This is a genomic window from Klebsiella sp. CN_Kp088 (genome assembly GCF_040064335.1).
GTDB lineage: Bacteria > Pseudomonadota > Gammaproteobacteria > Enterobacterales > Enterobacteriaceae > Klebsiella > Klebsiella aerogenes.
The window spans coordinates 46,217-72,273 of the sequence record NZ_JBEAIQ010000032.1 but is presented as its reverse complement, the minus strand read 5'-3'; the positions used below and the strand labels follow the sequence as shown (position 1 = coordinate 72,273).

The window sequence follows — 26,057 nt, the reverse complement described above, 5'->3', positions numbered from 1 at the left end:
GTTCTCCTTACAGCGCGCAGGACACGCAGCCTTCGATTTCGGTACCTTCCAGCGCCAGCTGGCGCAGGCGAATGTAATACAGCGTCTTGATACCTTTCTTCCACGCGTAAATTTGCGCTTTGTTGATATCGCGCGTGGTGGCGGTATCCGGGAAGAACAGCGTCAGCGACAGCCCTTGATCGACATGTCGCGTGGCTTCAGCATAGGTATCGATAATTTTTTGCGGGCCAATTTCCCAGGCATCCTGATACAGCGCCAGATTGTCGTTAGTCATAAACGGCGCCGGATAGTACACGCGGCCGGTTTTACCTTCTTTACGGATCTCGATTTTCGCCACAATCGGATGAATGCTGGAGGTGGCATGATTGATGTAAGAGATCGAACCGGTCGGCGGGATCGCCTGCAAATTGCGGTTATAAATGCCGTAGCGCATCACGTCGTCGCGTAGCTGGCGCCACATCTCACGATCGGGCAGGGTAATCCCCGCACGGGCGAACAGTTCGCGCACCGTGGCGGTTTTCGGCTGCCAGTCACCCTGCAAATACTGCTGGAAATAGTCGCCGCTGGCGTAACGCGACTGCTCAAACCCGGCAAAACGCACGCCACGCTCGCGCGCCATTGCCATAGAGGTGCGCAGGGCGTGCCAGGTGACGGTGTAGAAATAGAGATTAGTGAAGTCCAGCCCCTCCGGGCTGCCGTAGGCGATCCCCTCGCGGGCCAGATAGCCGTGCAAGTTCATCTGGCCAAGGCCGATGGCGTGCGATGCGGCATTACCCGCCGCCACCGATGGCACCGAGCGGATATCGCTCATATCGGAGACCGCCGTCAGGCCGCGAACCGCTACTTCGACGGTGCGGGCGAAGTCCGGCGAATCCATAGCGTGGGCGATATTCAGCGAGCCGAGATTGCAGGAAATGTCCTCGCCAACGGTAGCGTAATCGAGATTTTCGTCAAAGGTGGAGGCGCTATTGACCTGCAGGATCTCCGAGCAGAGGTTGCTCATATTAATGCGCCCGGCGATCGGATTGGCGCGGTTCACCGTATCCTCGAACATGATGTACGGATAGCCGGATTCAAACTGAATTTCCGCCAGCCGCTGGAACAGATCGCGGGCGCGGATCCAGCGTTTACGAACGCGGTCGTCGGCCACCAGTTGCGCATACATCTCGCTGACGGCGATATCGCCAAAGGCTTTGCCGTACAGTCGCTCAACGTCATAGGGCGAGAACAGCGCCATCTGCGCGTCTTCTTTCGCCAGCTGGAAGGTGATATCCGGAATGACTACCCCCAGCGACAGGGTTTTAATGCGGATCTTCTCATCCGCGTTTTCCCGCTTGGTATCGAGGAAGCGCAAAATATCGGGGTGATGGGCGTGAAGGTAAACCGCGCCGGCTCCCTGACGCGCTCCCAGCTGGTTGGCGTATGAGAAGGCGTCTTCCAGCATTTTCATCACCGGCACCACCCCGGAGGATTGGTTTTCGATACGTTTAATCGGCGCGCCCGCTTCGCGCAGGTTGGAGAGCAGGAACGCCACGCCGCCGCCGCGTTTTGACAGCTGCAGGGCGGAGTTCACCGCCCGACCGATCGACTCCATATTATCTTCGATACGCAGCAGGAAACAGGAGACCAGCTCGCCGCGCTGCTGTTTACCGGCGTTGAGGAAGGTCGGCGTCGCTGGCTGAAAGCGCCCGGCGAGGATCTCATCGGCCAGCTGTCGCGCCAGGGTTTCATCACCCTGGGCCAGGGTTAGCGCCACCATGCAGGCGCGGTCGGCGAAATGCTCCAGGTAGCGTTTGCCGTCGAAAGTACGTAAGGCATAGCTGGTGTAGAACTTCCACGCGCCGAGGAAAGTACGGAAGCGAAAACCGTGTTGATGCGCGTGGGCGAAGAGGGCCAGCACGAAACGTCGCTCATAGCGGGCCAGCACTGCCGGATCGTAATAACCTTCGTCGCTCAGCCATTGCAGTTTCTCCTCCAGCCCGGCGAACGGTACGCTGTTGGGGCGCACGTGATTATGGATAAATGCTTCGACCGCCTGTTGGTCCTTTTCCAGGGGAATACGGCCGTTGCTGTCGTATAAATTCAGCATCGCATTGAGGGCGTGGAAATCAGACGCCCCGGCGGTTACACGTTCTGCGGTTGTCGTTGCCAAAATTCGCTTACTCCTTTACGCACGTTGTCGACATCTTGCTGGGTACCCATCAGCTCAAAACGATACAGGTACGGTACGCCGCATTTCTGCGCGATGACCTCTCCCGCCCGGCCATAGGCCTCGCCGAAGTTACGGTTACCGGCGGCGATCACGCCGCGAATCAGCCGGCGATTATGCGGGTCGTTTAAAAAGCGGATCGCCTGGCGCGGCACGGCGCCTGCCGTCCCGCCGCCGCCGTAGCTGGGGACGATGAGAATATAGGGTTCGTCTACCTGAATTCGCTCACGCTCGTTGAGCGGGATGCGCACGGCAGGCAGCGCCAGACGCTGCACAAAGCGATGCGTATTTTCCGAGCTGCTGGAGAAGTAGACGATGAGGCTCATAGGCTGGCCGTAGCCGCGACGGGACGCAGGCGATTAATCATATCCGGGCGGAAGCCGGACCAGCGGGTTTCCCCGGCCATCACCACCGGTAATTGCTGGAATCCCTGCTTGCGCAGCATGTCGATGGCTTCAGGGTGTTGGTCGATGTTGACCATATCGAAGGCGAAACCGCGGCTCTCCATCGCGCGTTTGGTGGCATGGCATTGCACGCAGTCATTTCGAGTGTAAATAATAATGCGCATGATTCGTATTTCCATTTAAGATAACAAGACGGCGTAAAAAATCGTGCCGAACGTTATGGGCTTACTGTTCAGGAAATACTAGATGTAGTTATTTAAAACTTCAACCACGCAATATATAGAGTTTTTCGATAAGTTATCCCCCACCGACTAGCCTGGCGGGGGAGGGAAGTCGATACCCGAAAATTACATCCGCATCGCGACCGCAAGTCGGTTGAAGGCGTTCATCAGGCTGATGGCGAAGGTTAAATCGCTAATCTGGCGGGGGGTAAAATGCTCTTCTAAAGGCAGGTACACCTCATCTTCAGCGTGGCTGGCTGCGATATCAGTAACCGATTCCGCCCATGCCAGGGCCGCGCGTTCCGCGGCGCTGAAGTGGGCGCTTACGCGCCAGCCTGCCAGCGCATCCAGCTTGTCCTGGGCAACGCCGGCTTTGCGTAACGCTTTGCTATGCATCTCAAGGCAAAAAGCGCAGCCGTTAATTTGCGACACCCGCAAATAGACCAGCTCCACCATCGTGCTGCCCAATTCGCTTTTTTCCAGCGCTATGCTGGCCTGAACCAACCCCTTATAGATTTCCGGGCTCAGTTCGCTGTACGGCTGACGTAATGTGGTCATCTTGCAGTTCTCCTCTCTAAGACCCGGGCAAAATAGCACTATAATGGACTGCATAAGATAGCCATATTGTGATGAAAAAAGCAGACCATGATGGAAGCCAAAAAAGTGCCGCACTACCAGCGTATCGCCCGACAGCTGAAATCAGCGATTGAGAATGGCGAGCTGGCCCCGGGAAGCCGCCTGCCCGCGAGCCGGGTTTATGCGCAGGAGCTTGGCGTGTCGCGGGCGACGATTGAAAATGCCTGGGGCGAGCTGGTGGCCCAGGGTTGGCTGGAGCGCCGCGGCCAGGCGGGTACCTTTGTCAGCGAGCGCCTAAGCCCGCGGCAGGTCACGGCTCAGCGCCCGACGGCAGGCCAGGGATCCTCCGCGCCGCAGCCTTTTCAAATGGGGCTACCGGCACTGGATCTTTTCCCGCGCGGGGTGTGGGCGCGGGTGATGGGGCGGCGGCTACGGACGCAATCGCGCTTCGACCTCACGCCCGGCGATCCCTGCGGCGAACCGGTTCTCCGTCAGGCGATTGTCGACTATTTACGTCTGTCGCGCAGCATCGAGTGCCAGCCGGAGCAGGTTGTGATTAGCGGCAACTATGCGGCCTCAATGGCGCTAATTTTGCGTACCCTCGCGCAACCGGGGCAGCATATGTGGATGGAGGATCCGGGATATCCGTTCATTCGGCCGGTGGTTAGCGCGGCGGGGGTCAATATCGATCCGGTACCGATTGACCAACAGGGAATGGATATCGACTGGGCGCAGGCACACTCTCCGCAGGCGCGCTTTGCGCTGTTGACTCCAGCGCATCAAAGCCCGCTCGGCGTGGCCCTATCGCTGGAGAGGCGCCGCCAGGTACTGCAGTGGGCGGCGCAGCGAGATAGCTGGATTATTGAAGATGATTACGACAGTGAATTTCGCTATCAGGGGAAACCGCTACCGCCGCTGAAAAGCCTCGATGCGCCACAGCGGGTACTGTACGCCGGGTCATTTAGTAAATCGATGTTTCCCGCGCTGCGCGTCGCGTGGCTGGTGGTACCGCTGCCGTTGGCGGCGCGGTTTCGCCGTCAGGCTGAATTGAGCCACTGTAATGTACCGACCTTATGGCAGCAGACGTTGGCGGACTTCATCAATGAGGGGCATTTCTGGCGCCATCTGAAAAAAATGCGCGCCAGCTACGCGTTGCGCAGGCAGTGGCTGGAGTCGGCGCTGCAGGCGCAGGGTTTTCAGGTGGTACCGCAGTCCGGCGGGATCCAACTGGTGATGGCGGTGAAGGGAGACGATCGCGAGCAGGCCCGGCGCTGCCAACGAGCCGGGCTGGCGGTGCAGGCGTTGAGCGATTGGCGCATGCTTAGCCGCGGTGAGGGCGGGCTATTGATGAGTTTTACGAATATAACGTCGGCGGTGATGGCGCGTGAAGTAGTAGGCGAATTAAAGCAAGCGCTGGCCAGCGTGGAATAACAAAAAACCCTGCGTACCATTGGGACGCAGGGTCAGACGCGTATTTGTTATCTTCACATGTAGTCTATCAATACTATTATCGACGCAAATTAAGCAAAACGCCAATAAATACCCCAACGGCGGCGGCCGCGCCAACGCTCTGCCAGGGTTTATCGCGCACGTAGCTGTCGGCGCAGCCGGCGGCATCCCGGGCGCGTTCAACGGTATCATAGGCCGCCTGGCGCAGGCGGGTATTGCCGTTCAGGCGGGCACGCGTCTCTTTCAGCAGCGACTGTGCTTTTTTGCGCGCATTCTCAGCTTCATCTTTCGCATCGCTGCCCCATGATTTCAGCACTTCTTCCAGCGTATCCGCTAATTGGCTGACTTCGTTATGAATATCCTCGGCGCTTTCATCAATGTCGTTGCGGTTCACACGATTAGCCATTGGTTTCTCCCTTTGTTCCATTCGAGTTATTAAGTGTAGGACATGATTTTGCATTATGCTTTTGCGGGAGTTTATGGAATTTTCTGAAAGCGCTGCTATTCGTGAATAAGGTAAGGTAAATGTGCGGTAAAAGATAACGAGGAATCAGTATGTATTTAAGACCCGATGAGGTGGCGCGTGTTCTTGAAAAAGCCGGCTTCACCATGGATGTTGTGACGCAAAAAGCGTATGGATATCGCCGTGGCGATAATTATGTTTATGTGAACCGCGAAGCGCGCATGGGGCGTACCGCTTTAGTTATTCATCCGGCGCTCAAAGAGCGCAGTAATTCACTGGCTGAACCTGCCAGCGAGATTAAAACTTGCGACCATTATGAACAGTTTCCGCTCTATTTGGCGGGGGATGCGCAGCAGCATTACGGCATTCCCCACGGTTTTAGTTCGCGGATGGCGCTTGAGCGTTTTCTGAATGGGCTGTTTGGCGAAGCTCAGCCGCAGATGTCTCACGGCTAAATAGTCAAATGCGGGTTGGTTGAAAGCGGGCGACTGGCAGCGGCCAGTCGCTGAATGACAAGGATCAGGCTTTAGCTTGCTGATAAGGGCTGACGCGGAACAGGCGACGGCAGAAGTCGAGAAAGTAGCCGTACACTGCGCCCATCATCATTGATACCAGAATGTTTGAACTGACCGCGGCGGCAATTTGATGCCAGTCTGCGCCTACCGATAGTAGAATCAATACATACACCGGTGACTGGAAAGTCACATATGCGACGACGTCAGCAATGTTTTTCATCCATCCCGAGGTGCTGATTCGGCGCGCCTGGCGCATGGCGAAGTCGCGATAGAAGCCATAAGGCACCGCAATAATAATGTTAACCGGGATCGCGACCAGGCGTGAAGATAACGACTGCTCAAAGGTCATTCCGGAGAGGAAAATTTCGATCATCATATTGACAACAGTGCAGTAGACCACCATTGCAAAGGTGTCTGCTACCGCATGACGCAAGCGGGATTGAGCAGAGAACATCGGTATGCTCCTCGAAAAATGAAGTCAATAACGCCGAAAAGTGCGCATGGTGTAGCGGTTTTGGGCTGCCTGTTTTGATGCGTGTAGAGTATATCTCTGTGTAGTAAGTGACAACTAGCTATAAATTTTTATTTATCGTCTTTTTGTCGATAAAACACTCTGTGAACTGGCGTTTTGCTCAGCTTGCGCTACTTTTGTTCCTTTTTTTGATTATGTTGTTTAATATCAAATAGATATGATTTTGTTTTGTAAGGTGACGAGTAAGCATGACAGGGGAAGGGAGGTTGATAAGGCGGGCGCCTGATTACGTAATGTGATACTTGTCACTATTGGCGTTATTTACTGGATGGATGCCTTTTTATCAGCATTTGCTGCTGTATGTAAATAATGGGTTTTATTCTGATTATGTGAATTTAAATTCATTGCCGCAAAGCTATTGGCATTCCCCACGGCGGGCGATGATTTTATAACTCACTGAAGTGGCTATAAATATAACATTATGAATATTATCATGTCGCACTATGCATTATTCATCTGCGCTAGGCTGTATTTATGTTCTATTTCGCTATTACCCGCCAATAAATTTCAGCGCGTTCATAGGTGTAATCCTGTACATATTTATTTGAATAAGCTAAGGCTGGAAATAAATATACATATCTATTAAACTGAACAGGTAATTCTTGTTTTATTTTTTCGATTTGGGATTTTTGATCTTTATGTCTTTTATGTTACAAAAACTGAATAATATTCGCTCACTGCGTGCTATGGCGCGTGAATTCTCCACTGACGTGCTTGAAGAGATGCTGGAAAAGCTCAGGATCGTCACTGAAGAAAAACGCGCTGAGCAGCAGAAGACGCAACAGCAGCAGGCAGAATATCAGGAGAAAATTAATACCTGGCTGGAATTAATGGTTGCTGATGGTATTTCACCTGATGAATTAGTGCTGCATGAAATGGCCCCGGCGAAGAGCAGTAAAAAGCGTAAGCCGCGTCCCGCTAAATATCGTTATACCGACCATACCGGCGCAGAAAAAACCTGGACCGGGCAGGGACGTATGCCGAAGCCGATCGCTTTAGCCGTCGCGCAAGGGAAATCGCTTGAGAGCTTCCTGATTTAAATCGAGCGTAGGTTAAAACGGTGGGATTCCCCACCGTTTTACTTAGCAGACGCCGAAATCGCCTTCTTCGGTATAAGGCGTAACATCAACCGCTTTCAGAGTAAACTTTTCACCCTGCTCGTTACTTGCCTGAACGACGACCAGACTATCGCCATTCACTTCCACTACCTTCAATTTTGGCCCGCCGACGCGCGGTTGTACCAGATCGCCTGTTGCAAACATGGTGTTTCTCCTGTGCATTGGTCACAACTAAGAACCTAAACGATAGCTCAACGACGCTGACGGATTCAATGATCGTGCTGTTTTTTGTTAAAACAATGTGGGGGTGGATGTATTATCTTTGTTAATGGTTTTAACGGCGCTGCGGTGAAGGCAACTAACGCTGCCAGCGAGGAATGATTAAAAACAGAACATGGTCAGATAATCGAATATGAAGTATATCATTTTACTTATTATTATAATTGCTGTGCTCTACGTCCATTATCGCGGAAAGGTTCGCTATCGTTTCTGGCGGCAGCTTTCCGATCATTCAACTTTTACCGCGCCGCTTAATGGCTTTATGTACCTTTTTTCTCGCGTGCCAAATACGCCGTATCTACGCCCGGAGACTTTTCCAGAGTTGGCGATATTACAAAAGAACTGGTTGGTTATTCGTGAAGAGGGGATTAACCTGCAGCGTCTGGAGCAAATAAAAGCGGCGGAAAAATATAATGATGCCGGATTTAACTCATTCTTTAAAACCGGCTGGAAACGTTTTTACCTGAAATGGTATGAAGACGCGCATCCCTCCGCCAGCCAGCTATGTCCAAAAACGACCGAGCTGCTGCGTGGGATTCCTTCGGTTAAAGCGGCAATGTTCGCCACGCTACCCGATGGTAGCCGTTTGCCTCGCCACCGCGATCCTTACGCCGGGTCGCTGCGTTTTCATCTCGGGCTGGCGACGCCGAATGATGACCGCTGTTTTATTGAAGTGGACGGCGAACGCTACAGCTGGCGCGATGGTGAGGGTGTGCTGTTTGACGAAACCTATATTCACTATGCGGAAAATACCAGCGGTGAGAATCGGCTGATTCTTTTTTGCGATATCGAACGGCCCATGCGTTACCGCTGGGCGCAGAAGGTGAACCACTGGCTGGGGCGAAATTTAATGAGCGCCGCCGCCGCGCCGAACGACGTCGGCGACCGCACCGGCGGAATTAATCGCAGCTTCCGTTACATTTATCAAATCCGCATTATTGGCAAGCGATTGAAAAAATGGAATAAAACGGTTTATTACATCGTCAAATGGCTGCTCTTCGGCGGCATCGCCCTACTCATCTGGCAGGCGTTTTAACGCCGGTTCCACGGCATGACCGCCAGCAGGCGCGCCATGCCGCAGAAACCGGTGAGACCAGCGAAAGTGAGCCCCGCGCCAACGAAACCACTCAGCAAGAAAAAGCCGCTGTTGACGGCGTAGCCCAGCACTACGCCCAGCAAAATCAGCGCGCCTGCGGCGATTTGCACCTGGCGCATTAGCGGCAGCGGCTGGGATTTATCTTCGACTATCGGCAACCCCGCCGCCCGCCACGCCTGAATACCGCCAGCCAGCAGCTTAACCTGCGCGGGCGCGGCGGCGGCGGCCAGAAGGCTGGCGTTATTTTGCGTGCGCGAGCCGGCCTGGCAGTGAAAAATGATGGTGTCGCCCGGCTGCGCATTGAGCGCCGCGCCGTGAGTTAATTGCTCTAATGGCAGCAGTGTCGCCGCCGGAATATGCTCGCGGGCGTATTCGTCGGCAGCGCGGATATCAATTAACCGCGCCCCCTGGGCGATAAGCGCCTGGGCTTCGTTGGCTGAAACGGTAGCGATAGTCATAAGGACTCCTTACGGGCAGTAAATGGTCTTCAGCGTAGCGATGACCTGCTGAACGGCGGGATGGGTAATGAAATAGCGCAGGCGCTGCGCATCGCGCTCGCAGTCGATTAGCCCTTCATCACGCATTCGTGCGAGGTGCTGAGAGGTGGCGGAAGGGCTCAGGCCGGTGATTTGCGCCAGCTCGCCTGCGGTTGTACGCGGGGCTTCGCAGAGCATGCACAGAATCAGTAATCGGTGGGGATTGCTCATCGCCTTCAGCAGGACAGCGGCTTCCCCGGCGCTGGCCTGCAGTTGTTGTGCTGTGGTCATTTTATTTTAGTATTTGCTAAATTTAGATTATTCTAAAATAAAAGATGACCCTTTACCAGCCGTATAAAGAACGGAGCTCACGCCTGCTGAGCGGCCCTGGCGATATGCTGGCGGGCGTGGGCAATGCCCGCGTCGCGGCCGTGCGGGCGAATATCCATCCCTTCGGCGTAGATAAATTCGACGTCGCTAATCCCCATCAATCCCAGCACCGCGCGCAGGTAAGGGGTGACCGCATCGCTGGGTTGCCCGTCATGGACGCCGCCGCGCGAACTAATGACCACCGCACGCACGCTTTCCACTAGTCCCTGAGGCCAGGTCTCGGTGTAGCGGAAGGTTTCCCGCGCCCGTGCCACCAGATCGAACCAGTTTTTGAGATCGGTTGGCACGTTGAGGTTATACATCGGCGCGCCGATCACCAGCAGATCGCTGGCCTTTAACTCGCCGATGAGTGAATCAGAGAGGGCGACGCCTTGCTGAATCGCCGGGCGCGGGTCTTGCGCGCCGCGCAGCGCGGCAAACAGCGCGCCGTCGAGTTTCGGCAAGGCGAGGGTGGTCAGATCGTGTTCGACGACCGAATCCTGATGACCGGCCTCGCGGCGGGTCTGCATATATTCATCTATTAGCTGGTTGGTTAGCGACGCCGGGCCGTTGATGCTGGATTTTAAAATCAAAACGTTACTCATGACGGACTCCTCATAAAGTTGATGGTCCGCAGGGTAACACTGTCTTTTTTTCTCCAGTAGTGACATTATTTTTTATCATTGTATCCATTCAGGAACCAATCAATGCGCAGTGATTTAAATGCGATCCCGGTATTTGTCGCCGTCGTCGAATGCGGCAACTTTGCGCAAGCCGCGGAGAAGCTGAACGTGACGCGCTCCGCCGTCGGCAAGACCATTTCCCGGCTGGAGCAGCGGCTTGGCGTCGCGCTGTTTCAGCGCACCACGCGTCGGCAGGCGTTGACCGAAGAAGGCGAGGTCTTTTATCTGCAATCCCGCCGGGCGCTGGATAACCTGCGGGATGCGGAAAATGAAATTCAGCGCGGGAAAACCCAGGTGCAAGGGCGGCTGCGAATCAGCCTGCCGGTGCTGTTTGGCCAGCGCTGCGTGGCGCCGATCTTGTTTCCTCTTAGCCAACGTTATCCGGAGCTTAAGCTCGAGCTGTCGTTTAGCGACCGTCAGGTCAATCTGTTTGAAGAAGGGTTCGATATGGCGATACGTATCGGCGCGTTGAGCGATTCCAGCTTTCTTAAGGCCCGGCGTTTAGGCCAGCACGGCATGATTCTCTGCGCATCGCCGTTATATCTGCATAATCAACCAGCGCCGCAGACGGCGGAAGAACTGCACGAGCATCTTACCATCGGCTATCTCTACGCCGGGCAGATGCAGAAATGGCATTTGCGCGATACGCAGGGAGCGGCGCTCGCGTTTCGCCCTCAGCCCGGACTGGCGATGGATGATTTCGCCGCCATCGCCGCGGCGGCAAAAAGCGGGCTGGGTATCGCCTGGCTGCCGGATTGGCTGGTGGCGGACGAGATAGCGCGGGGAGAACTCCAGCAAATATTGCCGTCGTCCGTCAGCGGCAGTTTTGCGATCAGCGCCGTCTGGCCGGAAGCGGTATGGGTGCCGCAGAAAATTCGCGTGGTGGTAGATGAACTGCTGGCGCGGCTGCCGCAGCAGTTAGCCGGTGGAGAAAACCAGGAGGATTCTTCAGCGTCAGGTTAATCCGGGCTTAAGGTATGCCGGCGATAATGACAGCATGATGACTGTGACGAGAACTCGCCATGAACCTGTTAGAAACGTTTAACCAGAACGCCTTCCTTACGCTGAATGCCGGGCCAGGTACGCCGGACAGCCTATTGCTACTGGCTCAATTCTCCGCCAGCTGGCTTATTCTCATTGTGCCGGCGATATTGCTGGGATTATGGTTCCTTGGCGGTCGTCAGGGGCATCGACAGGCGCTGTTTTGCGCCATGACGATTTTGATAGCGTTAGGGCTGGGGGTTGCCTGTGGAACCCTGTGGTTCCATCCGCGGCCGTTTATGATGCCGCTGGGTCATACCTGGATAAGCCACCCGGCGGATAACTCTTTTCCAAGCGATCACGGCACCGTAATGTTCAGCGCCGCCTTCGCGCTGCTGTCATTACGCCTGCGCGGCATTGGGCTGCTGGTGCTGGCGGCGGCGCTGCCGGTAGCATGGGCGCGTATTTTTCTCGGCGTCCATTTCCCGCTGGATATGCTGGGCGCGGCGCTGATTTCAGCACTGAGCCTCTGCGTAGCAAAAGTGGTCTGGCAACGGCTGGGGCAGACGCTGGTGGCGCTGTGCGAAGCGCTGAGCCGCCGTCTCTTCTCCTGGCTGCCGGCGCGCTTTACGCCGTAGTCACTTCCTTTGTACGCGCGCGGCCCGTCGATACAGCGTGCTGCGCGCGACGCCTAACGCCTGCGCCGCTTTACTCACATTGCCGTTAAAGCGGGCCAGCGTATCGGCAATCAGTTTTGCATCATGTTGTTGAAGCCCGCCCGGAGCGCTGGTTTGCTGCGCGCTTTGATACTCCTCCGGCAGCGCCGCGACGCCCAGGCATTCGCCATCGTCCGCCAGCGCCAACAGGACTTTGAGCAGGCTTTGCAACTGACGCACGTTACCCGGCCAACGACATAATGTCAGTTGATGAATCAGCGCGTCAGAGAGGGTTATATGGCGTTCTGCCGCGCCAAGCGAGCGCCACAACGCTGGAATAAACTGCTTGAGTTCAGGCCATTGGCGTAGCGGCGGGATGGTAAAAGCATACTCGCGCAGGCGGTAGAGCAGGTCCTCGCGAAATGCGCCTTCGGCGACACGCTGCGCGAGATGACGGTGGGTAGCGCAAATCAAGGCGAAGTTCACCGGCGCGCTGCGATTCCCACCCAGCGGCATGACCTCTTTTTCCTGCAATACCCGCAGCAGACGGGTTTGCAGAGCCAGCGGCATATCGCCGATTTCATCGAGGAACAGCACCCCACCATCGGCTTCGCGAATTTTGCCGATATAGCCGTTTTTATTCGCGCCGGTAAAGGCCCCCGCCTGATAGCCGAAAAGCTCCGATTCAATCAGCGATTCTGGAATGGCCGCGCAGTTGATGGCGACGAATTTACCGCTGCGCCAGCGGCTATGCGCATGCAGTTCACGGCTGAGGAACTCTTTGCCGCAGCCGGTTTCGCCTTCGATGCACAACGCGATACCGGCGTTGAGCAGGCGGACCATTTTCTCGCCTTCGCCGGACGCGCAAAACGGCAGGTTAAGTGCAGGTTGTGCGGGGACGGCGACGCTGGCGCGGGTTGGCGCGCGCAGACGGTAGTAGTAGCCACGTTGCTGGAAGGTCATCGGTAGCGGCACGCTGACCGCCGTTTGCGTCAGGCGGGGGAACAACTGCTGGAAGGTCATCTGTCCGATCTGTCCGGCCTGCAGGCCCAGTTCGCGGATGGCCAGGCGATTGGCCGCGGTCAGCAGGTTATCGGAGAAAACCAGCAGCAGCTCTTCGGCGCTATCGAGCTTCTGTACCCGCGAGTGCAGGCTCATTAACCACTGTTGCGGATGCAGACTCTGTTTCACCCACAGATATTCAATCTGTTTGGCGGCCTCTTTTATCCACGCCAGAGAGTGGGGATGCGGGATATGCGCCGGGCCGGAAATATCCAGCGCCCCGGCAATCTGGCCATCGGGGCTTTGTAGGGGAACCGCCGCGCAATACAAATCCTGATTACGGGTTAAATAGTGTTGGCGGCCTTCGACTTCGCAGCTGTCGTCAATCGCCAGCGCGGTACCGATAGCGTTGGTGCCGCGACCGCTTTCGCTCCAGATATTGCCAGGCTCCAGCGCGAAGCTTTGCGCTTTTTCCATCGCTGCGCTATTGCCGAAGGTTTGGAGCACCAGCCCGCTGGCATCGGAAAGAATCACTACCGATTGAAGCCCGGCGGCACGTTGCGCCAGCGGCGTCGCCACCGGTTGCGCCAGCCGTTGTAGGCTGCGGTTGCTTTCCAGCACGTCGGCCAGTTCGCCGCCGCGCAGGCGCGGAAATTCGTCGCTCGTTGGCTGCAGGCCATAACGCTGGCTGCGTTGCCAGGAGTCGCTCAGCAGCGTGCTGGACTGCGCCTCGGGGGTGATAGTGAACGGATTTCCTTGCACGGCGCACCTCGTGGTCGGCTGGTTTGTGTTGCAATATTGTAGCAATTTGGTTTTCTTGGTGTTGCGATTCGCAACACAGAAGCGGGATCCTGTGCGACAAAGAGGACGCGAATCGGCAGAGGGATATATGTAATTATTTGGAAATTATGAATTTTATGTGAAGTACGCAAACCTGGCATAACCCCTGCTACAGGAAAAAGCGTGCAGCGGACAATAGCAAAAACCACCACGCCGCTGCGCCTTAACCCTACAGAAGGAGATTGCTATGCGTTATGTTCATCCTGGCAAACCGGGCGCTTTGGTTTCATTCAAATCGGCCTACGGCAACTTCATAGACGGTAAATTCGTCGAGCCGTTAAGCGGCGAATATTTCATGAATACTTCTCCCGTCGATGGGAGCAACATTGCGCAGTTTCCCCGTTCCGACGCCAAAGATATCGATTTGGCCCTTGATGCGGCACACCGGGCGGCGGACGCCTGGGGGCGAACCTCGGTACAGCAGCGTTCTCATCTTCTGCTGCAGGTCGCCGACCGCATTCAGGAGAATCTGGAGTATCTGGCGGTAGCGGAGAGCTGGGATAACGGCAAACCAATCCGCGAAACCCTGAACGCCGACCTGCCGCTGGCGGTCGATCATTTCCGCTATTTCGCCGGTTGTCTGCGCGCGCAGGAAGGCAGTACCGCCGAAATTGACGACACCACCGTGGCTTATCATTTCCACGAACCGTTAGGCGTGGTTGGGCAAATTATTCCGTGGAACTTCCCGCTGCTGATGGCGGCATGGAAACTGGCGCCCGCGCTGGCGGCAGGCAACTGCGTGGTCTTAAAACCGGCGGAGCAGACGCCGCTGAGTATTACTTTGCTGATGGAAATTATCGGCGATCTCTTCCCGGCAGGGGTGTTGAACGTGGTGCAGGGCTTTGGCAAAGAGGCCGGCGAAGCGCTGGCCACCAGCAAGCGGATCGCTAAAATCGCCTTTACCGGCTCGACGCCGGTAGGCCGTCATATTATGGCCTGCGCGGCGGAGAATATTATTCCCTGTACCGTTGAGCTGGGCGGCAAATCGCCGAATATCTATTTTGCCGACGTAATGGATGGCGAGGAGGAGTTTATCGAGAAGGCGGTGGAAGGGCTGGTACTGGGCTTCTTCAATCAGGGAGAAGTCTGTACTTGTCCGTCGCGCGCGTTGATCCACGAATCGATCTACGAGCCGTTTATGGAGCGGGTAATGGCAAAAGTGATGCAGATCCGTCGCGGCGATCCGTTTGATACCGAAACGATGATCGGCGCTCAGGCATCACGCCAGCAGTTCGATAAGATCCTGTCATATATCAAGATCGCTCGTGATGAAGGCGGGCAGATCCTCACCGGCGGCGATCGCGCGAGCATTACCGCCGAGCTGGATAGCGGCTTCTATATTCAGCCGACGCTGATTAAAGGGCACAACGAGATGCGCAGCTTCCAGGAGGAGATCTTTGGCCCGGTCATCGGCGTGACCACCTTTAAGGACGAGGCGGAGGCGCTGGCGATCGCGAACCAGACGCAGTTTGGTTTAGGGGCCGGGGTGTGGACGCGGGATACTAACCTGGCGTACCGCATGGGGCGCGGCATCAAGGCCGGACGAGTGTGGACCAACTGCTATCACGTTTACCCGGCGCATGCCGCGTTTGGCGGGTATAAGCAGTCCGGCGTCGGGCGGGAAACCCACAAGATGGCGCTGGAAGCCTATCAACAGACCAAAAACCTGCTGGTGAGCTACGGCACTGCGCCGTTGGGGCTGTTCTGATTCATTTATAACGGCTGACCCGGGGGCGGCGTAAGCGCCTTCCCCGGGCTACAGGACTGGCGCCCGGTCTCATCTTATTGTTTGCGCTTTCCAGCAGCGGACCTGCGCGCCATTCGCTTGCGCCTCCAGCGGCTGCGGCCGTTCACAGCCCTGGCTGGCGTAAGGACAGCGTTCCCGAAAGAAGCATCCCGTCGGTAGCCGGCGGTTGCCCGGTAGTTCGGTATTGCGCACGCCTTCGCCTAATGGCGAACCGATGCGCGGTACCGACTCCATCAATAGCCGGGTATAAGGATGCGCAGGATTATCCAGCACCTGCCGCGTCTCCCCCATCTCAACGATTTGCCCGAGATACATCACCGCCACCCGATCGCTCATATGGCGTATCACCGAGACGTTATGCGAAATCAGCACGTAGGTGAGATTCTGCCGCTGCTGGAGTTCGACCAGCAGATTAAGGATCTGCGCCTGCACCGAGATGTCCAGCGCCGAAGTCGGCTCATCAAGCACGATTATCTCCGGCTGCGACGAGAGCGCGCGGGCGATGGCGATACGCTGGCGCTGGCCGCCGGAAAAAGCGTGCGGCAGCCGATCGAGATATTCGCTACGGATCCCCACCTGTAGCGCCAGCTGCTCGGCGAGATCGCGACGCGCCTTTTCAGGCATGCGCGACTGGATCCACACTGGTTCGGTGATGGTGCGCCAGACTGGTAGCCGTGGGTCCAGCGATGAGAGCGGATCCTGAAACACCATCTGCATGCGTCCGCTCTGGTTTTCGCCGCGCGCCGGCGCGCGGGTTAAGTGGCCCGAAGAGGGCTTTAACATGCCCATCAGCAGCTTCGCCAGGGTGCTTTTCCCACAGCCGGATTCGCCAACGATCCCTAAGGTTTCGCCGCGCCTGGCCGTCATATCCAGTCCATTTAGCGCATAGACGCGTTCGATGACTTTCCCGCGCCAGTTTTTCTGCGCGGCAAAGGTCAGGTGCACATCATTGAGGGTTAATAGCGTTTCAGACATGGGCGTTCTCCCGTTGCGGGTACCAGCAGGCAGCCTGTCTATCGGCGGCGCTATCATGAGCCTGCAGCGTGGGGGTGATACCGCAGGCTTCACCCGCGGCGAAGCAGCGTTCGCGGAAGGCGCAGCCGGCGGGAAGATGCGCCAGATTCGGCACGGTGCCGGGAATAGAACGTAGCGGCGTGCGCGGTTCTCCCTTATCAGGAGCGCTGTTTAACAGGCCAATAGAGTAGGGATGCTGCGGCTGCTGTAGTACTTCTCCGGTGTTGCCGCTTTCAATGACCGCGCCGGCGTACATGACGTACAGTCGATCGCACACCTGAGAGACCACTGCCATATCATGGCTGATAAACAGCACCGCCGTGCCGGTCGCCTGGGCCTTTTGCTTTAACAGGCGCAGTACCTGACGCTGTACGGTGACGTCCAGCGCGGTGGTCGGTTCGTCGGCAATCAGCAGGTCGGGCTCGCAGGAGAAGGCGATAGCGATCATCACCCGCTGGCGCATGCCGCCGGAGAGTTCGAAGGGATAGCGCTTGAGCACGCTTTGCGGATCGGCAATTTGCATATCCGCCAGCAGCTCGACGGCGCGGGCGCGTGCTTCACGCAACGACATGGGACGGTGCTGGCGGATGACGTCTACCATCTGCTTACCGATGCGTCGGGTGGGGTTAAGCGCGGTCATCGGCTCCTGAAAAATCATCGCGACCTTGCTGCCGCGAATATCGCGTAGCGTGTTTTCCGTCAGGTTGAGCATATCGTGACCCATCAGGGTGATAGCGCCGCTATGAATATGATAGCTACCGGCGGGAAGCAGCCGCATCGCCAGCATCGCGGTCACCGATTTGCCGGAGCCGGATTCGCCCACCACGCCGACGATTTCACCGCGATCGATGTGCAGCGAGATATTATTCAGCACGTTGACCTGGCCCTGATAGACCGGGAAACTCAGGCGAACGTTATCGATAGTTAAGACCCGATTTTCCATTAGTTGCGCCCTCCGGCTTTGGGATCCAGTAGATCCTGGATGCCATCGCCAAATAGGTTAAAGCCGACGGCGGTGATCAGGATCGCCGCGCCGGGGAAGGCGCAGTACCACCACTGATCGAGCACGTAGTTGCGGCCGTTAGCGACCATCGCGCCCCATTCCGCGGTGGGCTGCTGGGCGCCGAGGCCAATAAAACCGAGCGTGGCGGCCATCAGAATCGCGCTGCCGATATCCAGCGAGGCCTGCACCACCAGCGGCGGCAGGGCGTTACGCAGAATATGCCAACTGATCAGATGCCAGCGCGAGGCGCCAAACGTCACCGAGGCCTCGACGAAAGTATGCTGACGAACCACCAGCGTCTGGCCGCGCGCCAGGCGCACGTAAAATGGAATACGCACGATGGCGATCGCCAGCATCGCGTTGAACAGGCTCGGGCCTAACGCCGCCGCCAGCGCCATGGTCAACACCAGCGACGGAATCGACAGCATAATGTCCATCAGACGCATAATCAGCGCGTCGCTGCGCCCGCCAAGCACCCCGGAGAGACAGCCCAGCAGCGAGCCGCTGATCCCGGCGATCAATACCACCGCCAGCCCGGCGGCCACCGACTGCTGGCTGCCGATCAGTACGCGGCTGAACAGATCGCGGCCAACCTCGTCGGTACCAAACCAGTGATCGAACGACGGCGCCTGCAGACGCGCGGCAAGGTTGATAGCGTTAGGATCGTGCGGCGTCAGCCACGGCGAGAAGATCATTAAAAACAGCATGATCAGCATGATCGCTGCGCCAATCAGCGTTAGCGGGCTCTGGCGGATCAACCACCAACGACGCTTCCAGTGGCCGCTTTTTTCAGCCTTTGGCTGTGGAAGCGGTTGTTCCTGAGTCATCATCACTTATCTTTCTCCCCGACCCATGCGCGGGTCGATCCATAAATAGAGCAGGTCGACTACCAGGTTGACCAGTACGTAAGCAAAGGAGACCACGATGGCGAAGCCCATCACGGCGGGGAAATCGAGCGCCTGAATCGAAGACACCACGTAAGCGCCCATTCCAGGCCAGGCGAAAACCGTTTCAGTGAGCACCGCGCCGTACAGCAGATCGCCCAGCGCCAGCCCGAGTACGGTGATGGAGGGAATCAGCGCGTTGGGTAGCGCATAGCGCACCACAATGGTGAATTTCGGCAGGCCGCTGGCTAACGCGGTCCGAATGTAATCCTCATTGAGCTGCTCGAGCATTGCCGAGCGGATCTGCCTGGCGACGATGCCAAGATGAACGAAGGCAAGGGTGGCCGCCGGCAAAATGAGGTGCTGCAGGGCATTGAAGAAGACTTCAATATTGCCTTCCAGCAGTGAATCCAGCAGATAAAAACCGCTGACGCGGGTGGGCGGATCGAACCAGTCATCGAGCCTGCCGCTGCCGGGTAGCCAATCGAGCTTGCCGTAAAACAAGACGATTACCCCGAGACCGAGCCAGAATGCCGGAGTCGAGATGCCGGTCAGCGCCATCAGGCGCACCAGGTGATCGGTCCAGCGATTGCGGTAAACCGCCGACAGCACGCCGAGCGGGATGCCGACCAGTAGGGCAATCAGCAGCGCGCAAAAGGCCAGCTCCAGCGTCGCCGGGAAGAAGGTCTTTAAATCTTCCAGTACCGGGCGGCCGGTGCGAATCGAGGTGCCGAGATCGCCGTGGAGCAGGGCGTCAACGTAGCGGGCAAACTGCTGCCAGAGCGGTAAATCCAGCCCCAGCTGCTGGCGAATATGGCGGACGATTGCATCGCTGGCGCGATCGCCCGCCAGCAGCCGCGCCGGGTCGCCGGGAATCAGGTGCGAAATAATAAACGTAATCACGCAGACGCCGGCGACGACTAATATCAGCCCCCAACAGCGCTGTCGTATTAAACCCCAGAAACTCATGATGGCGCTCCTCGGCCGGGCCTGCGACGGCCCGACCCGACAAGATGGAGAGACGGCCCGCTACTTGTGCATGTCGGCGATATTGTAAATCTGCTCAAGCATCGGGTTGAAAACGAAGCCTTTCACCTCCTTGTTCATGGCGACCTGATAGTTCTTCTGGAACAGGTAGACGTAGGCGGCGTCATCAATGACGGTTTTTTGCGCCTGCTGATAATCTTTGGTCCGCGCCGCCTGATCGGTGGTGGCAACCGCCTGTTTCAACAACGCATCAACCTGTGGGTTGTCGTAGAACGCGCGGTTTCCCGGCAGCCCTTTTTTGTCCGACTCGAACCAGTAGTTCATAAACATATAGGGGTCGGCGAAATCCGGGCTCCAGTTACCGATCGCGATGTCGTAATCACCTTTACCCACACGCTCGCGCATGGTGGCGTTGGCCAGTTTCTCCAGCTTGACCTGGATACCCAGCGCCTGCAGGTTGGCCTGAGTGGAGAGCGCAATCGGCTCCCAGTTCGGATCGTTATCAGAGTAGAGGAACGTCAGCGTTTTCGGCTTATCCGCTACCTTGTCCAGCGCCGCTTTGGCTTTGTCGAGATCTAATGAATACTGCATGGCGCTGGCGTCGTAACCCCACATGCCATCGGGGATCGGCCCGCGCATCTGCTTACCGTTACCGCCGAGAATGCCGTCGACCATGCCTTTATAGTCCGTTGCCCACGACACCGCGCGGCGCAGATCCGCCTGGTTCATCGGCGCTTTGCTGTTGTTGAGATACAGGTAGGTGACGCGCAGCGCCGGATAGTCGTAGACCGTCACCTTGTCCTCTTTCTTCAATGCCGCAAACTGATCGACCGGCAGGGCGTCGGCGATATCCAGGTCGCCCTTGGTCAACTGCAGACGGCGAGCGGCGCTTTCGCCGATGATTTTCACCGTGACGCGCTTAAAGGCCGGCTTGTTGCCGCTGAAGTGCGGGTTGGGCACCAGCACCAACTGTTGGCCTTTCTGCCAGCGCTGCAGGCTATACGCGCCGGAGCCTGCGGTGTGCTCGGCCAGATAGGCGCGGGCGTCATCGGCGGCGTTGGCTTTCAGCACCGCCGGGTTAATGATGGAGGCGCCGTCATTGGCGAGGGTATGCAGGAACGGCGCGAAAGATTCCGGCAGCGTGAAACGAACGGTGGCCGGATCGACGACATCCACCTTCAGCCCGCTGGGAAACGCCTCCGATGGCCCCTGTTTAATGCGCATCAGGCGTTCAAAAGAGAGTTTGACCGCCTCTGCCGTCACCGGCGAGCCGTCGGCAAACTGCGCGCCTTTGCGCAGAGTGAAAGTCCAGGTTTTGCCGTCGTCGGAGGCCTGCCAGTTTTCGGCGAGATCGCCTTCGACATCGGTTGAACCTTTGCCATTATCGGTTTTGTATTTGACCAGCCGCTGGTAGGCCGGATAGGTCACCGTCCAGTCGTTGTTATCGATGGTGACGGCCGGGTCGAGCGTTTGCGGGTCGGCGGCTTTGCCGATCACCAGCATATCTTTCGGCACCGCGGCAAAGGCGGAAGGGATGGCGGCGCAGAGCGCGGCGGCTAACAGTAACGGGCGAAAACCTACGGATGCTGGGCGAGTCATGTTCATGGTGAAACTCCGTCAATCTGAGCGGGGGAGAAACAGGCGAAAACATCATCGAGTAGCGGATAACCGGCCGCGTCCGGTAGTTCGAAGTGCCACCATTCCGTGGTAATACCTTTAAAGCCGCCGCCGAACATAATGGCGTTCAGCAACAGGCGATTGCGCTGGGCCTCCTGCGCTACCGCCGGGTGGTAGGGATGCGAGCGATCGTCCATTTCGTCAAAGGCGGTGCCCATGTCGAGCAGGTTGTTGTGTTCATCGAGTAGCGTTACGTCGATGGCGGTGCCGCGGCTGTGGTTGGAGCCGATATTGGCCGGTACGACATAATCCTGGTTCGGGCAGGCATTCCACAGCAGTTGCTGGGCGCGCTGTGGACGATAGGCGTCAAGTACCAGCAGGCGATAGCCCGCCAGCGCGGCGATGGCGATAGATTTCTCCAGCGCGACGGCCGCGTCGGGGTGCAGCAGGCAGCGGGCTTCGCGATAAATCGGTTGGCCGGTAATGTTATCGGCGGTGGCGTATTTCAGGTCGACAGGCAGCGTGGGAAAACGCGCGGCGATATCCACCAGGGAAAGATGGCTCATCGAAAATTTCCTTAACGTTCAAACTGACCAAATTCCTGCTGCAGCGCGCGGTTCGCGGCAAGGCGGCTGGAGAGGCTCGGCCCCAGCCGTTCCACCACCGCGGAGAGCAGCAGATTAAAAAGGCAACCGATCGGCGCCAGCGAATCCCAGAAGTGGCCGGTATCGGTTTTTACCTGTAGTAAATCAACCGGATAGTCGCGCGCCCACGGACACCAGATATCGGTGACCAGCGCGGTGGCAACCCCGCGTTCGCAGGCGACCCGGCAAAACTGGCGCGCGGCGACGGAGTAAGCGCGGGTATCGGTCAGCACCACATAGGGGCGCTGGTATTCAGAATTCAATGATTCCAGCCAGCTACCGGAGCTGCCGTCGGCGTAGGTCACGCGCGGGCGCAGGTATTCCAGATGGCTGAAGAACGTGTTGGCGATGCCGCGGGTCGACTGAATGCCAATGATGATAACCGCGTCGGCCTCGGCGATGCGTTGACTGACGCGGGCGAAGGTCGGTTCCTGCGCCAGTTGATAGACATAGCGAATGGCATCCAACTCCATCTGCAACGACAGGCTGGCGCGATCCGGCTGCGCCTGCTGCTGTGACCAGGAGTCAAGCCGGTCGATAACTCCCCACTGGCGGTAGGGCGTTGAAGCGGGCTCCTTCAGGCTGTGCTTCACGTCATCGAGATTGCGATAGCCCAGCTTGCGCAGATAGCGGCCTACGGTTATCCCGCTGGTGCCGGTGGCCTGCGCAATGCTGTCGGCGGTCTCAAACGGGATATGCTCCCGATGGCTTAACAGCCAGCTGCCAATACGCTTTTCGCTCGGCGTGAGCTGGCTGAAAGTGGATTCAATAATGTGAAACAAGCCGTTGCTATCGTTCATCTCTGCCCTTAATGATAGTTCGCTCTCATTTAACAGAATTCTGATACTCAATTAACAAAGCACGATGTGTGCCAGCTATTGCGGAAAATAGTATTTCCAGCAATATCGCTAAATTATTGGGAGGTGAGCGGATCCTGAGCGTAGGATTTGGTTATTCATTGCACAAATAAGGTGCAATGAATCCTGGTTGTGCATCACAAAATAAAAACATTTCATTAACATTTTGTGATATGGATAAAGCATGGATGCTATCAATAGGAGGTGTGCTGGCTGGGTGACGACATTACGCTGGACAGGAAAGGGTGAAAAATGAAAATCGCATTTGGCGAAATAAGATCGTTATTACAAAGTCAGCGTATTTTCCTCGGCGGGCAGAGGCTGGTTTGCGACCATCCGTTTTATCGTGATGAGCAACCAATTGAAGTACCAGAAAATTTATGCACTGAACCTTATACCACCTATTGGGGGCGCTGTGGCGAGCGGTTGGCTTCGCTGGGGGCTTTCAGTTACACCCGTACGTTGTTGCCGGCGTTTATTCAGGTTGGGCGCTACACCTCAATCGCTGATAGATTACAGGTATTAGGCGATCGTCATCCCTTAGAGTGGGCAAGCTCCAGCCCGGTTTTTTACGCCCGTCATTCAGCGCTAATGGCAACCCTGGCAGCGGATAACGGACGGGAAAATCATTTTTACGCTTTTGAAAAACAGACGCGCCCCATCGTGATTGGCAATGATGTCTGGATTGGACAAAACGTGACGTTGGCGCAGGGGATTACCATTGGCGATGGCGCGGTTATCGCCGCCAACGCGCTGGTGGTGAAAGATGTTGCCCCGTATACCATGGTTGGCGGGAACCCGGCGAAGCTCATCAAATACCGTTTTGCCGAACCGATTGTTGAGCAGCTGTTAGCGCTGCGCTGGTGGCAATATTCTGCACAGGATATTGCTATGTTTCCGGTGAACGAGGTGGCGCGCTTTTGTGAATTACTGCGCCATGCGCAGGAGCAAGGTGAACTCACGCCGCTTGCGCTACCAAAGCTGACGGCAACGGTGGTGAAAACCGTGGTCGCTGGCAGCATGAAGATGAAATCATAAGGAATTTAAGATGAAGTTTAAGTTGGGTGTGGCCCTGATGGCGGCGGTGATAGCCTGCGGCGTCCAGGCGCGTGATATGCAGTCAATTCAACAAAGCGGCGAGTTAAAAGTCGGCGTGCCGGGGGACTACGCGCCGTTGGCCTTTCATAACGGCGCCGGCGAACTTATCGGCTACGACGTCGATATGGCGCACGATCTGGGGAAAACGCTGGGAGTGAAGGTGACGTTTATTATCACCAGCTGGCCAACGTTATCGACTGATTTAAAAGCCGATAAGTTTGATATCGCTATGGGAGGCGTAACGGAGACGGCGGCACGGGCAAAAGATTTCTCCCTGAGCCATCCGGTGGTGGCCAATGGTAAAATCGCCCTGGCGAACTGCAGCGCCGCGCCAGCGCTCGGCAGCCTTGAAAAAATCGACCAGCCGAATGTGAAGGTGATTGTGAACCCCGGCGGTACCAACCAAAGTTTCGTTGATGAGCATATCAAGCATGCGCAGATCATCCGCGTGCAGAACAATATCGATAATCTGCAGGCGCTGCGGCAAAAAACGGCCGATATGATGGTGACCGACCTGATAGAAGGGGATTACTACCAGAGCAAGGAGCCCGGCGTGTTCTGCGTGGCGAATGAGACGCCGTTCCCCGGCACCGCCAGCTATAAGGTCTATATGATGAATAAGGATAATCCGGCGCTGCTTGAGATAGTGAACCACTGGCTGGATAGCCAGGACAAAAATGTGCTCAAGCGGAAGTGGAAAATTCAGGGGTAATTCATGATTCACGCTGCCGCCAGAATGCGACATTCTGGCGGCGCAGTGGATTAGCTTTTCTGCCGCGCCTGATAGCGGAAGTAGCAGTAGTAGCCAATCGAGGCGGTCAGGCAAAGCATGTAGCCGAACGACTCGCTACCCTCTTCAACGCTGTTTTTCACCACCCGCGCGTAGTTCTCATCGAGTACGGCATACCATAAGCCATGCATGCCGAACAGCCGTGAGAAGACCAGAATCGCCAGAAGGCCGCTTATCATCATGCCGTAGTAAGGCGTGCGGGTGTATTGCGCCAGTTGCGACAGCGTTTGACGAGCGTGGCGCAGCGGAGCGATTAGCGCGGCTATCGTCGTTGCCAGCGCGAACCACACCCAGCTGCCGTGAGTAATAAGATCAAACAGCGCATCCAGTTCGCGGATCAGCATCGCCAGGAAGAAGCCGCCAACGAGGATATTACAGTAGCGCAGGAGCTCATATTTTTTCGCCAGCAGGAAGTGCATCAGCACGATTATCGCCAGCACGCCCTCCTGCACTACCTCGGTAAGCGAAATCTCCGGGATATCGTTGCCAAACACCCGGATATCCATCCATAGACAAAGTACCGCGATGGCGGAAGCCGCCGCTGCGCCGAGAAAGAAAAGTAAGCTTCTGATGACAGACATTAACACCACTATTTATGTTCAAAACAGCAATGATAAGTATCGTGAATGCGACTTCCTGTTCACTTTGTGCGACATCGCGGCGTGTTTTAAACCTTTTGAGCTATTTAGCGCTAAATAGCGCAACTGCAGGTGAGAAAGGGGAGCTTTGCTCCCCCTGCTTAGCGGGGTAATTCAGACAATATCATCGACTACGCCGCCATCGACCCGTAGCGCGGCGCCGGAGGTGGCGGATGCCTGCGGCGAACAGACGTAGACCACCATATTGGCCACCTCATCCACCGAGGCCGCGCGCTGAATAACCGAAGCGGGGCGCTGCGCCATAACAAACTCTTTCGCCAGTTGTTCCAGCGGCTTACCGGTTCGCGTGACCTCATCTTTCATCATTTCGGCAAAACCGTCAGAAAGGGTTGGGCCGGGCAGCACGCTGTTTACGGTGACGCCGCTGCCGGCGACGTATTTCGCCAGTCCGCGCGCCAGCGACAGTTGCGCGGTTTTGGTTACGCCGTAGTGGATCATGTCGGCGGGAATATTGCGTGCCGATTCGGAGGAGATAAAGACCACCCGACCCCAGCCTTTACGCACCATGGCGGGCAACAGCGCGCGTGACAGGCGAACGCCGGACATTACGTTGGTTTGCCAGTAGTTTTCCCAGGTGGCGTCATCGGTGGCGTAAAAATCCTGCGGGCCGTAAATACCGGCGTTATTCACCAGGATATCGACTTCATTCACCGCCTGCAGCAGTTGGCTGACGCCCGCGGCGTCACTGAGATCGGCCACCGCGGGATAGGGCCGGAATCCCGGCACCTCCTGTTGCAGCCGCGCCATCGCCGCATTAACGCTATGTTCGCTGCGGCCGTTGATAATCACTTCCGCGCCGCTGGCCGCCAGCCCTTTGGCAATGGCATAACCGATGCCGGCCGTGGATGCCGTCACCAGCGCGACTTTCCCCGATAAATCAATATTCATGGTTGAGCCTTTTTTATGGAATGGAGTAGTAAGCGTAGCAGGTGGGGGAAGGGGGCTTCG

Annotated in this window: 29 protein-coding genes; 9 read left to right on the top strand and 20 right to left on the bottom strand. The window is 56.7% G+C overall.

Annotated elements, in window-relative coordinates; all coding sequences use genetic code 11:
• Positions 1–7: 7 nt before the first annotated feature.
• The 4 genes from nrdE to ABLV08_RS20685 all read right to left on the bottom strand — a co-directional run bounded on the left by nrdE (position 8) and on the right by ABLV08_RS20685 (position 3,392).
• On the bottom strand, positions 8–2,152 hold the full coding sequence (gene nrdE, locus ABLV08_RS20700; RefSeq protein WP_015370075.1) for a class 1b ribonucleoside-diphosphate reductase subunit alpha: 2,145 nt from the start codon (positions 2,150–2,152) through the stop codon (positions 8–10).
• Positions 2,125–2,535 carry a class Ib ribonucleoside-diphosphate reductase assembly flavoprotein NrdI gene (gene nrdI, locus ABLV08_RS20695; protein WP_015370076.1) on the bottom strand — a complete coding sequence of 137 codons (411 nt, stop codon included), beginning with the start codon at positions 2,533–2,535 and terminating at the stop codon, positions 2,125–2,127. Before nrdI ends, nrdE begins: the two co-directional genes overlap by 28 nt.
• Positions 2,532–2,777 carry a glutaredoxin-like protein NrdH gene (gene nrdH, locus ABLV08_RS20690; RefSeq protein WP_047056649.1) on the bottom strand — a complete coding sequence of 82 codons (246 nt, stop codon included), beginning with the start codon at positions 2,775–2,777 and terminating at the stop codon, positions 2,532–2,534. The genes nrdI and nrdH overlap by 4 nt, the downstream gene beginning before the upstream one ends.
• Positions 2,778–2,960: 183 nt before the next feature.
• A complete protein-coding gene (locus ABLV08_RS20685; protein ID WP_015703232.1) occupies positions 2,961–3,392 on the bottom strand; it encodes a carboxymuconolactone decarboxylase family protein in 432 nt (143 codons plus the stop codon).
• 90 nt (positions 3,393–3,482) lie between these two features.
• On the opposite strand from ABLV08_RS20685, the gene ABLV08_RS20680 reads away from it, so the two are divergent.
• The gene (locus tag ABLV08_RS20680; protein WP_032708947.1) at positions 3,483–4,841 is read left to right on the top strand and encodes a PLP-dependent aminotransferase family protein; all 1,359 of its coding nucleotides are present in this window, start codon (positions 3,483–3,485) and stop codon (positions 4,839–4,841) included.
• 76 nt (positions 4,842–4,917) lie between these two features.
• On the opposite strand, the gene ABLV08_RS20675 is transcribed toward ABLV08_RS20680, so the two are convergent.
• A complete protein-coding gene (locus ABLV08_RS20675) occupies positions 4,918–5,265 on the bottom strand; it encodes a DUF883 family protein (RefSeq protein ID WP_015370080.1) in 348 nt (115 codons plus the stop codon).
• Between the two features lie 149 nt (positions 5,266–5,414).
• Between ABLV08_RS20675 and ABLV08_RS20670 the strand changes: the two genes are divergently transcribed.
• Entirely contained in the window at positions 5,415–5,777 is a 363-nt protein-coding gene (locus tag ABLV08_RS20670; protein ID WP_015370081.1) for a DUF2002 family protein, read from the top strand.
• 64 nt (positions 5,778–5,841) lie between these two features.
• Here the strand turns inward: ABLV08_RS20670 and alaE are convergent, their stop codons facing one another.
• Positions 5,842–6,291, bottom strand: coding sequence for an L-alanine exporter AlaE (alaE, locus tag ABLV08_RS20665; protein WP_015370082.1), 450 nt, complete (start codon positions 6,289–6,291; stop codon positions 5,842–5,844).
• A gap of 716 nt (positions 6,292–7,007) precedes the next feature.
• On the opposite strand from alaE, the gene stpA reads away from it, so the two are divergent.
• Entirely contained in the window at positions 7,008–7,409 is a 402-nt protein-coding gene (gene stpA, locus ABLV08_RS20660) for a DNA-binding protein StpA (protein ID WP_032706443.1), read from the top strand.
• Between the two features lie 42 nt (positions 7,410–7,451).
• Here the strand turns inward: stpA and ABLV08_RS20655 are convergent, their stop codons facing one another.
• Positions 7,452–7,631 (bottom strand): hypothetical protein, encoded by a 180-nt coding sequence (locus ABLV08_RS20655; protein ID WP_015370085.1) that lies wholly within the window; start codon positions 7,629–7,631, stop codon positions 7,452–7,454.
• 208 nt (positions 7,632–7,839) lie between these two features.
• Here ABLV08_RS20655 and lpxO point away from each other — a divergent pair, with 208 nt between their 5' ends.
• Complete coding sequence (lpxO, locus tag ABLV08_RS20650; protein WP_015370087.1) at positions 7,840–8,742, top strand: lipid A hydroxylase LpxO; 903 nt, start codon at positions 7,840–7,842, stop codon at positions 8,740–8,742.
• On the opposite strand, the gene ABLV08_RS20645 is transcribed toward lpxO, so the two are convergent.
• From ABLV08_RS20645 to ABLV08_RS20635, 3 genes are all read right to left on the bottom strand, one after another.
• Positions 8,739–9,260 carry a rhodanese family protein gene (locus tag ABLV08_RS20645; RefSeq protein ID WP_020078128.1) on the bottom strand — a complete coding sequence of 174 codons (522 nt, stop codon included), beginning with the start codon at positions 9,258–9,260 and terminating at the stop codon, positions 8,739–8,741. The genes lpxO and ABLV08_RS20645 overlap by 4 nt on opposite strands.
• A gap of 9 nt (positions 9,261–9,269) precedes the next feature.
• Entirely contained in the window at positions 9,270–9,569 is a 300-nt protein-coding gene (locus ABLV08_RS20640) for a metalloregulator ArsR/SmtB family transcription factor (protein ID WP_015370089.1), read from the bottom strand.
• A 77-nt stretch (positions 9,570–9,646) separates the two neighbouring features.
• The gene (locus ABLV08_RS20635; protein WP_049052420.1) at positions 9,647–10,252 is read right to left on the bottom strand and encodes an NAD(P)H-dependent oxidoreductase; all 606 of its coding nucleotides are present in this window, start codon (positions 10,250–10,252) and stop codon (positions 9,647–9,649) included.
• 102 nt (positions 10,253–10,354) lie between these two features.
• On the opposite strand from ABLV08_RS20635, the gene ABLV08_RS20630 reads away from it, so the two are divergent.
• Together ABLV08_RS20630 and ABLV08_RS20625 are read left to right on the top strand one after the other, a co-directional pair.
• On the top strand, positions 10,355–11,293 hold the full coding sequence (locus tag ABLV08_RS20630) for a LysR family transcriptional regulator (protein WP_049052418.1): 939 nt from the start codon (positions 10,355–10,357) through the stop codon (positions 11,291–11,293).
• A gap of 59 nt (positions 11,294–11,352) precedes the next feature.
• Positions 11,353–11,949 carry an undecaprenyl-diphosphatase gene (locus ABLV08_RS20625; RefSeq protein ID WP_015370092.1) on the top strand — a complete coding sequence of 199 codons (597 nt, stop codon included), beginning with the start codon at positions 11,353–11,355 and terminating at the stop codon, positions 11,947–11,949.
• Here the strand turns inward: ABLV08_RS20625 and ABLV08_RS20620 are convergent, their stop codons facing one another.
• Entirely contained in the window at positions 11,950–13,731 is a 1,782-nt protein-coding gene (locus tag ABLV08_RS20620; protein WP_015703227.1) for a sigma-54-dependent Fis family transcriptional regulator, read from the bottom strand.
• A gap of 265 nt (positions 13,732–13,996) precedes the next feature.
• Between ABLV08_RS20620 and ABLV08_RS20615 the strand changes: the two genes are divergently transcribed.
• Complete coding sequence (locus tag ABLV08_RS20615) at positions 13,997–15,517, top strand: aldehyde dehydrogenase family protein (protein WP_015703226.1); 1,521 nt, start codon at positions 13,997–13,999, stop codon at positions 15,515–15,517.
• Positions 15,518–15,586: 69 nt separating this feature from the next.
• Here ABLV08_RS20615 and ABLV08_RS20610 read toward each other — a convergent pair whose 3' ends face one another.
• The 7 genes from ABLV08_RS20610 to ABLV08_RS20580 are packed head-to-tail and all read right to left on the bottom strand — an operon-like array spanning position 15,587 to position 22,505.
• Positions 15,587–16,531, bottom strand: a complete 945-nt coding sequence (locus ABLV08_RS20610; protein WP_063443396.1) for an ABC transporter ATP-binding protein — start codon at positions 16,529–16,531, stop codon at positions 15,587–15,589.
• Positions 16,524–17,513 (bottom strand): ABC transporter ATP-binding protein, encoded by a 990-nt coding sequence (locus ABLV08_RS20605; RefSeq protein WP_348856218.1) that lies wholly within the window; start codon positions 17,511–17,513, stop codon positions 16,524–16,526. Before ABLV08_RS20605 ends, ABLV08_RS20610 begins: the two co-directional genes overlap by 8 nt.
• On the bottom strand, positions 17,513–18,403 hold the full coding sequence (gene ddpC / locus ABLV08_RS20600; RefSeq protein WP_162184307.1) for a D,D-dipeptide ABC transporter permease: 891 nt from the start codon (positions 18,401–18,403) through the stop codon (positions 17,513–17,515). The genes ABLV08_RS20605 and ddpC overlap by 1 nt, the downstream gene beginning before the upstream one ends.
• A gap of 3 nt (positions 18,404–18,406) precedes the next feature.
• Positions 18,407–19,426 (bottom strand): ABC transporter permease, encoded by a 1,020-nt coding sequence (locus ABLV08_RS20595; protein ID WP_047036709.1) that lies wholly within the window; start codon positions 19,424–19,426, stop codon positions 18,407–18,409.
• Positions 19,427–19,486: 60 nt separating this feature from the next.
• The gene (locus tag ABLV08_RS20590) at positions 19,487–21,049 is read right to left on the bottom strand and encodes an ABC transporter substrate-binding protein (RefSeq protein WP_015370099.1); all 1,563 of its coding nucleotides are present in this window, start codon (positions 21,047–21,049) and stop codon (positions 19,487–19,489) included.
• Positions 21,046–21,627 carry a D-alanyl-D-alanine dipeptidase gene (gene ddpX / locus ABLV08_RS20585; protein WP_015370100.1) on the bottom strand — a complete coding sequence of 194 codons (582 nt, stop codon included), beginning with the start codon at positions 21,625–21,627 and terminating at the stop codon, positions 21,046–21,048. Before ddpX ends, ABLV08_RS20590 begins: the two co-directional genes overlap by 4 nt.
• Positions 21,628–21,638: 11 nt before the next feature.
• Positions 21,639–22,505, bottom strand: a complete 867-nt coding sequence (locus ABLV08_RS20580) for a MurR/RpiR family transcriptional regulator (RefSeq protein WP_015370101.1) — start codon at positions 22,503–22,505, stop codon at positions 21,639–21,641.
• A gap of 309 nt (positions 22,506–22,814) precedes the next feature.
• Between ABLV08_RS20580 and ABLV08_RS20575 the strand changes: the two genes are divergently transcribed.
• Positions 22,815–23,600, top strand: a complete 786-nt coding sequence (locus ABLV08_RS20575; RefSeq protein WP_059304847.1) for a CatB-related O-acetyltransferase — start codon at positions 22,815–22,817, stop codon at positions 23,598–23,600.
• A 10-nt stretch (positions 23,601–23,610) separates the two neighbouring features.
• The gene (locus ABLV08_RS20570; protein ID WP_348856217.1) at positions 23,611–24,372 is read left to right on the top strand and encodes a transporter substrate-binding domain-containing protein; all 762 of its coding nucleotides are present in this window, start codon (positions 23,611–23,613) and stop codon (positions 24,370–24,372) included.
• Positions 24,373–24,422: 50 nt separating this feature from the next.
• On the opposite strand, the gene ABLV08_RS20565 is transcribed toward ABLV08_RS20570, so the two are convergent.
• Both ABLV08_RS20565 and ABLV08_RS20560 read right to left on the bottom strand, forming a co-directional pair.
• On the bottom strand, positions 24,423–25,031 hold the full coding sequence (locus ABLV08_RS20565) for a transporter (RefSeq protein WP_348856215.1): 609 nt from the start codon (positions 25,029–25,031) through the stop codon (positions 24,423–24,425).
• A gap of 171 nt (positions 25,032–25,202) precedes the next feature.
• Positions 25,203–25,997, bottom strand: a complete 795-nt coding sequence (locus ABLV08_RS20560) for an SDR family oxidoreductase (protein WP_015370106.1) — start codon at positions 25,995–25,997, stop codon at positions 25,203–25,205.
• Between the last annotated feature and the right edge of the window lie 60 nt (positions 25,998–26,057).

Excerpts from the sequence above, each read along its gene's own strand:
- nrdI (WP_015370076.1), bottom strand. The coding sequence starts at position 2,535 with ATGAGCCTCATCGTCTACTTCTCCAGCAGCTCGGAAAATACGCATCGC.
- nrdH (WP_047056649.1), bottom strand. The coding sequence starts at position 2,777 with ATGCGCATTATTATTTACACTCGAAATGACTGCGTGCAATGCCATGCC.
- ABLV08_RS20685 (WP_015703232.1), bottom strand. The coding sequence starts at position 3,392 with ATGACCACATTACGTCAGCCGTACAGCGAACTGAGCCCGGAAATCTAT.
- ABLV08_RS20680 (WP_032708947.1), top strand. The coding sequence starts at position 3,483 with ATGGAAGCCAAAAAAGTGCCGCACTACCAGCGTATCGCCCGACAGCTG.
- ABLV08_RS20675 (WP_015370080.1), bottom strand. The coding sequence starts at position 5,265 with ATGGCTAATCGTGTGAACCGCAACGACATTGATGAAAGCGCCGAGGAT.
- ABLV08_RS20670 (WP_015370081.1), top strand. The coding sequence starts at position 5,415 with ATGTATTTAAGACCCGATGAGGTGGCGCGTGTTCTTGAAAAAGCCGGC.
- alaE (WP_015370082.1), bottom strand. The coding sequence starts at position 6,291 with ATGTTCTCTGCTCAATCCCGCTTGCGTCATGCGGTAGCAGACACCTTT.
- stpA (WP_032706443.1), top strand. The coding sequence starts at position 7,008 with ATGTCTTTTATGTTACAAAAACTGAATAATATTCGCTCACTGCGTGCT.
- ABLV08_RS20655 (WP_015370085.1), bottom strand. The coding sequence starts at position 7,631 with ATGTTTGCAACAGGCGATCTGGTACAACCGCGCGTCGGCGGGCCAAAA.
- lpxO (WP_015370087.1), top strand. The coding sequence starts at position 7,840 with ATGAAGTATATCATTTTACTTATTATTATAATTGCTGTGCTCTACGTC.
- ABLV08_RS20645 (WP_020078128.1), bottom strand. The coding sequence starts at position 9,260 with ATGACTATCGCTACCGTTTCAGCCAACGAAGCCCAGGCGCTTATCGCC.
- ABLV08_RS20640 (WP_015370089.1), bottom strand. The coding sequence starts at position 9,569 with ATGACCACAGCACAACAACTGCAGGCCAGCGCCGGGGAAGCCGCTGTC.
- ABLV08_RS20635 (WP_049052420.1), bottom strand. The coding sequence starts at position 10,252 with ATGAGTAACGTTTTGATTTTAAAATCCAGCATCAACGGCCCGGCGTCG.
- ABLV08_RS20630 (WP_049052418.1), top strand. The coding sequence starts at position 10,355 with ATGCGCAGTGATTTAAATGCGATCCCGGTATTTGTCGCCGTCGTCGAA.
- ABLV08_RS20625 (WP_015370092.1), top strand. The coding sequence starts at position 11,353 with ATGAACCTGTTAGAAACGTTTAACCAGAACGCCTTCCTTACGCTGAAT.
- ABLV08_RS20615 (WP_015703226.1), top strand. The coding sequence starts at position 13,997 with ATGCGTTATGTTCATCCTGGCAAACCGGGCGCTTTGGTTTCATTCAAA.
- ABLV08_RS20610 (WP_063443396.1), bottom strand. The coding sequence starts at position 16,531 with ATGTCTGAAACGCTATTAACCCTCAATGATGTGCACCTGACCTTTGCC.
- ABLV08_RS20605 (WP_348856218.1), bottom strand. The coding sequence starts at position 17,513 with ATGGAAAATCGGGTCTTAACTATCGATAACGTTCGCCTGAGTTTCCCG.
- ddpC (WP_162184307.1), bottom strand. The coding sequence starts at position 18,403 with ATGATGACTCAGGAACAACCGCTTCCACAGCCAAAGGCTGAAAAAAGC.
- ABLV08_RS20595 (WP_047036709.1), bottom strand. The coding sequence starts at position 19,426 with ATGAGTTTCTGGGGTTTAATACGACAGCGCTGTTGGGGGCTGATATTA.
- ABLV08_RS20590 (WP_015370099.1), bottom strand. The coding sequence starts at position 21,049 with ATGAACATGACTCGCCCAGCATCCGTAGGTTTTCGCCCGTTACTGTTA.
- ddpX (WP_015370100.1), bottom strand. The coding sequence starts at position 21,627 with ATGAGCCATCTTTCCCTGGTGGATATCGCCGCGCGTTTTCCCACGCTG.
- ABLV08_RS20580 (WP_015370101.1), bottom strand. The coding sequence starts at position 22,505 with ATGAACGATAGCAACGGCTTGTTTCACATTATTGAATCCACTTTCAGC.
- ABLV08_RS20575 (WP_059304847.1), top strand. The coding sequence starts at position 22,815 with ATGAAAATCGCATTTGGCGAAATAAGATCGTTATTACAAAGTCAGCGT.
- ABLV08_RS20570 (WP_348856217.1), top strand. The coding sequence starts at position 23,611 with ATGAAGTTTAAGTTGGGTGTGGCCCTGATGGCGGCGGTGATAGCCTGC.
- ABLV08_RS20565 (WP_348856215.1), bottom strand. The coding sequence starts at position 25,031 with ATGTCTGTCATCAGAAGCTTACTTTTCTTTCTCGGCGCAGCGGCGGCT.
- ABLV08_RS20560 (WP_015370106.1), bottom strand. The coding sequence starts at position 25,997 with ATGAATATTGATTTATCGGGGAAAGTCGCGCTGGTGACGGCATCCACG.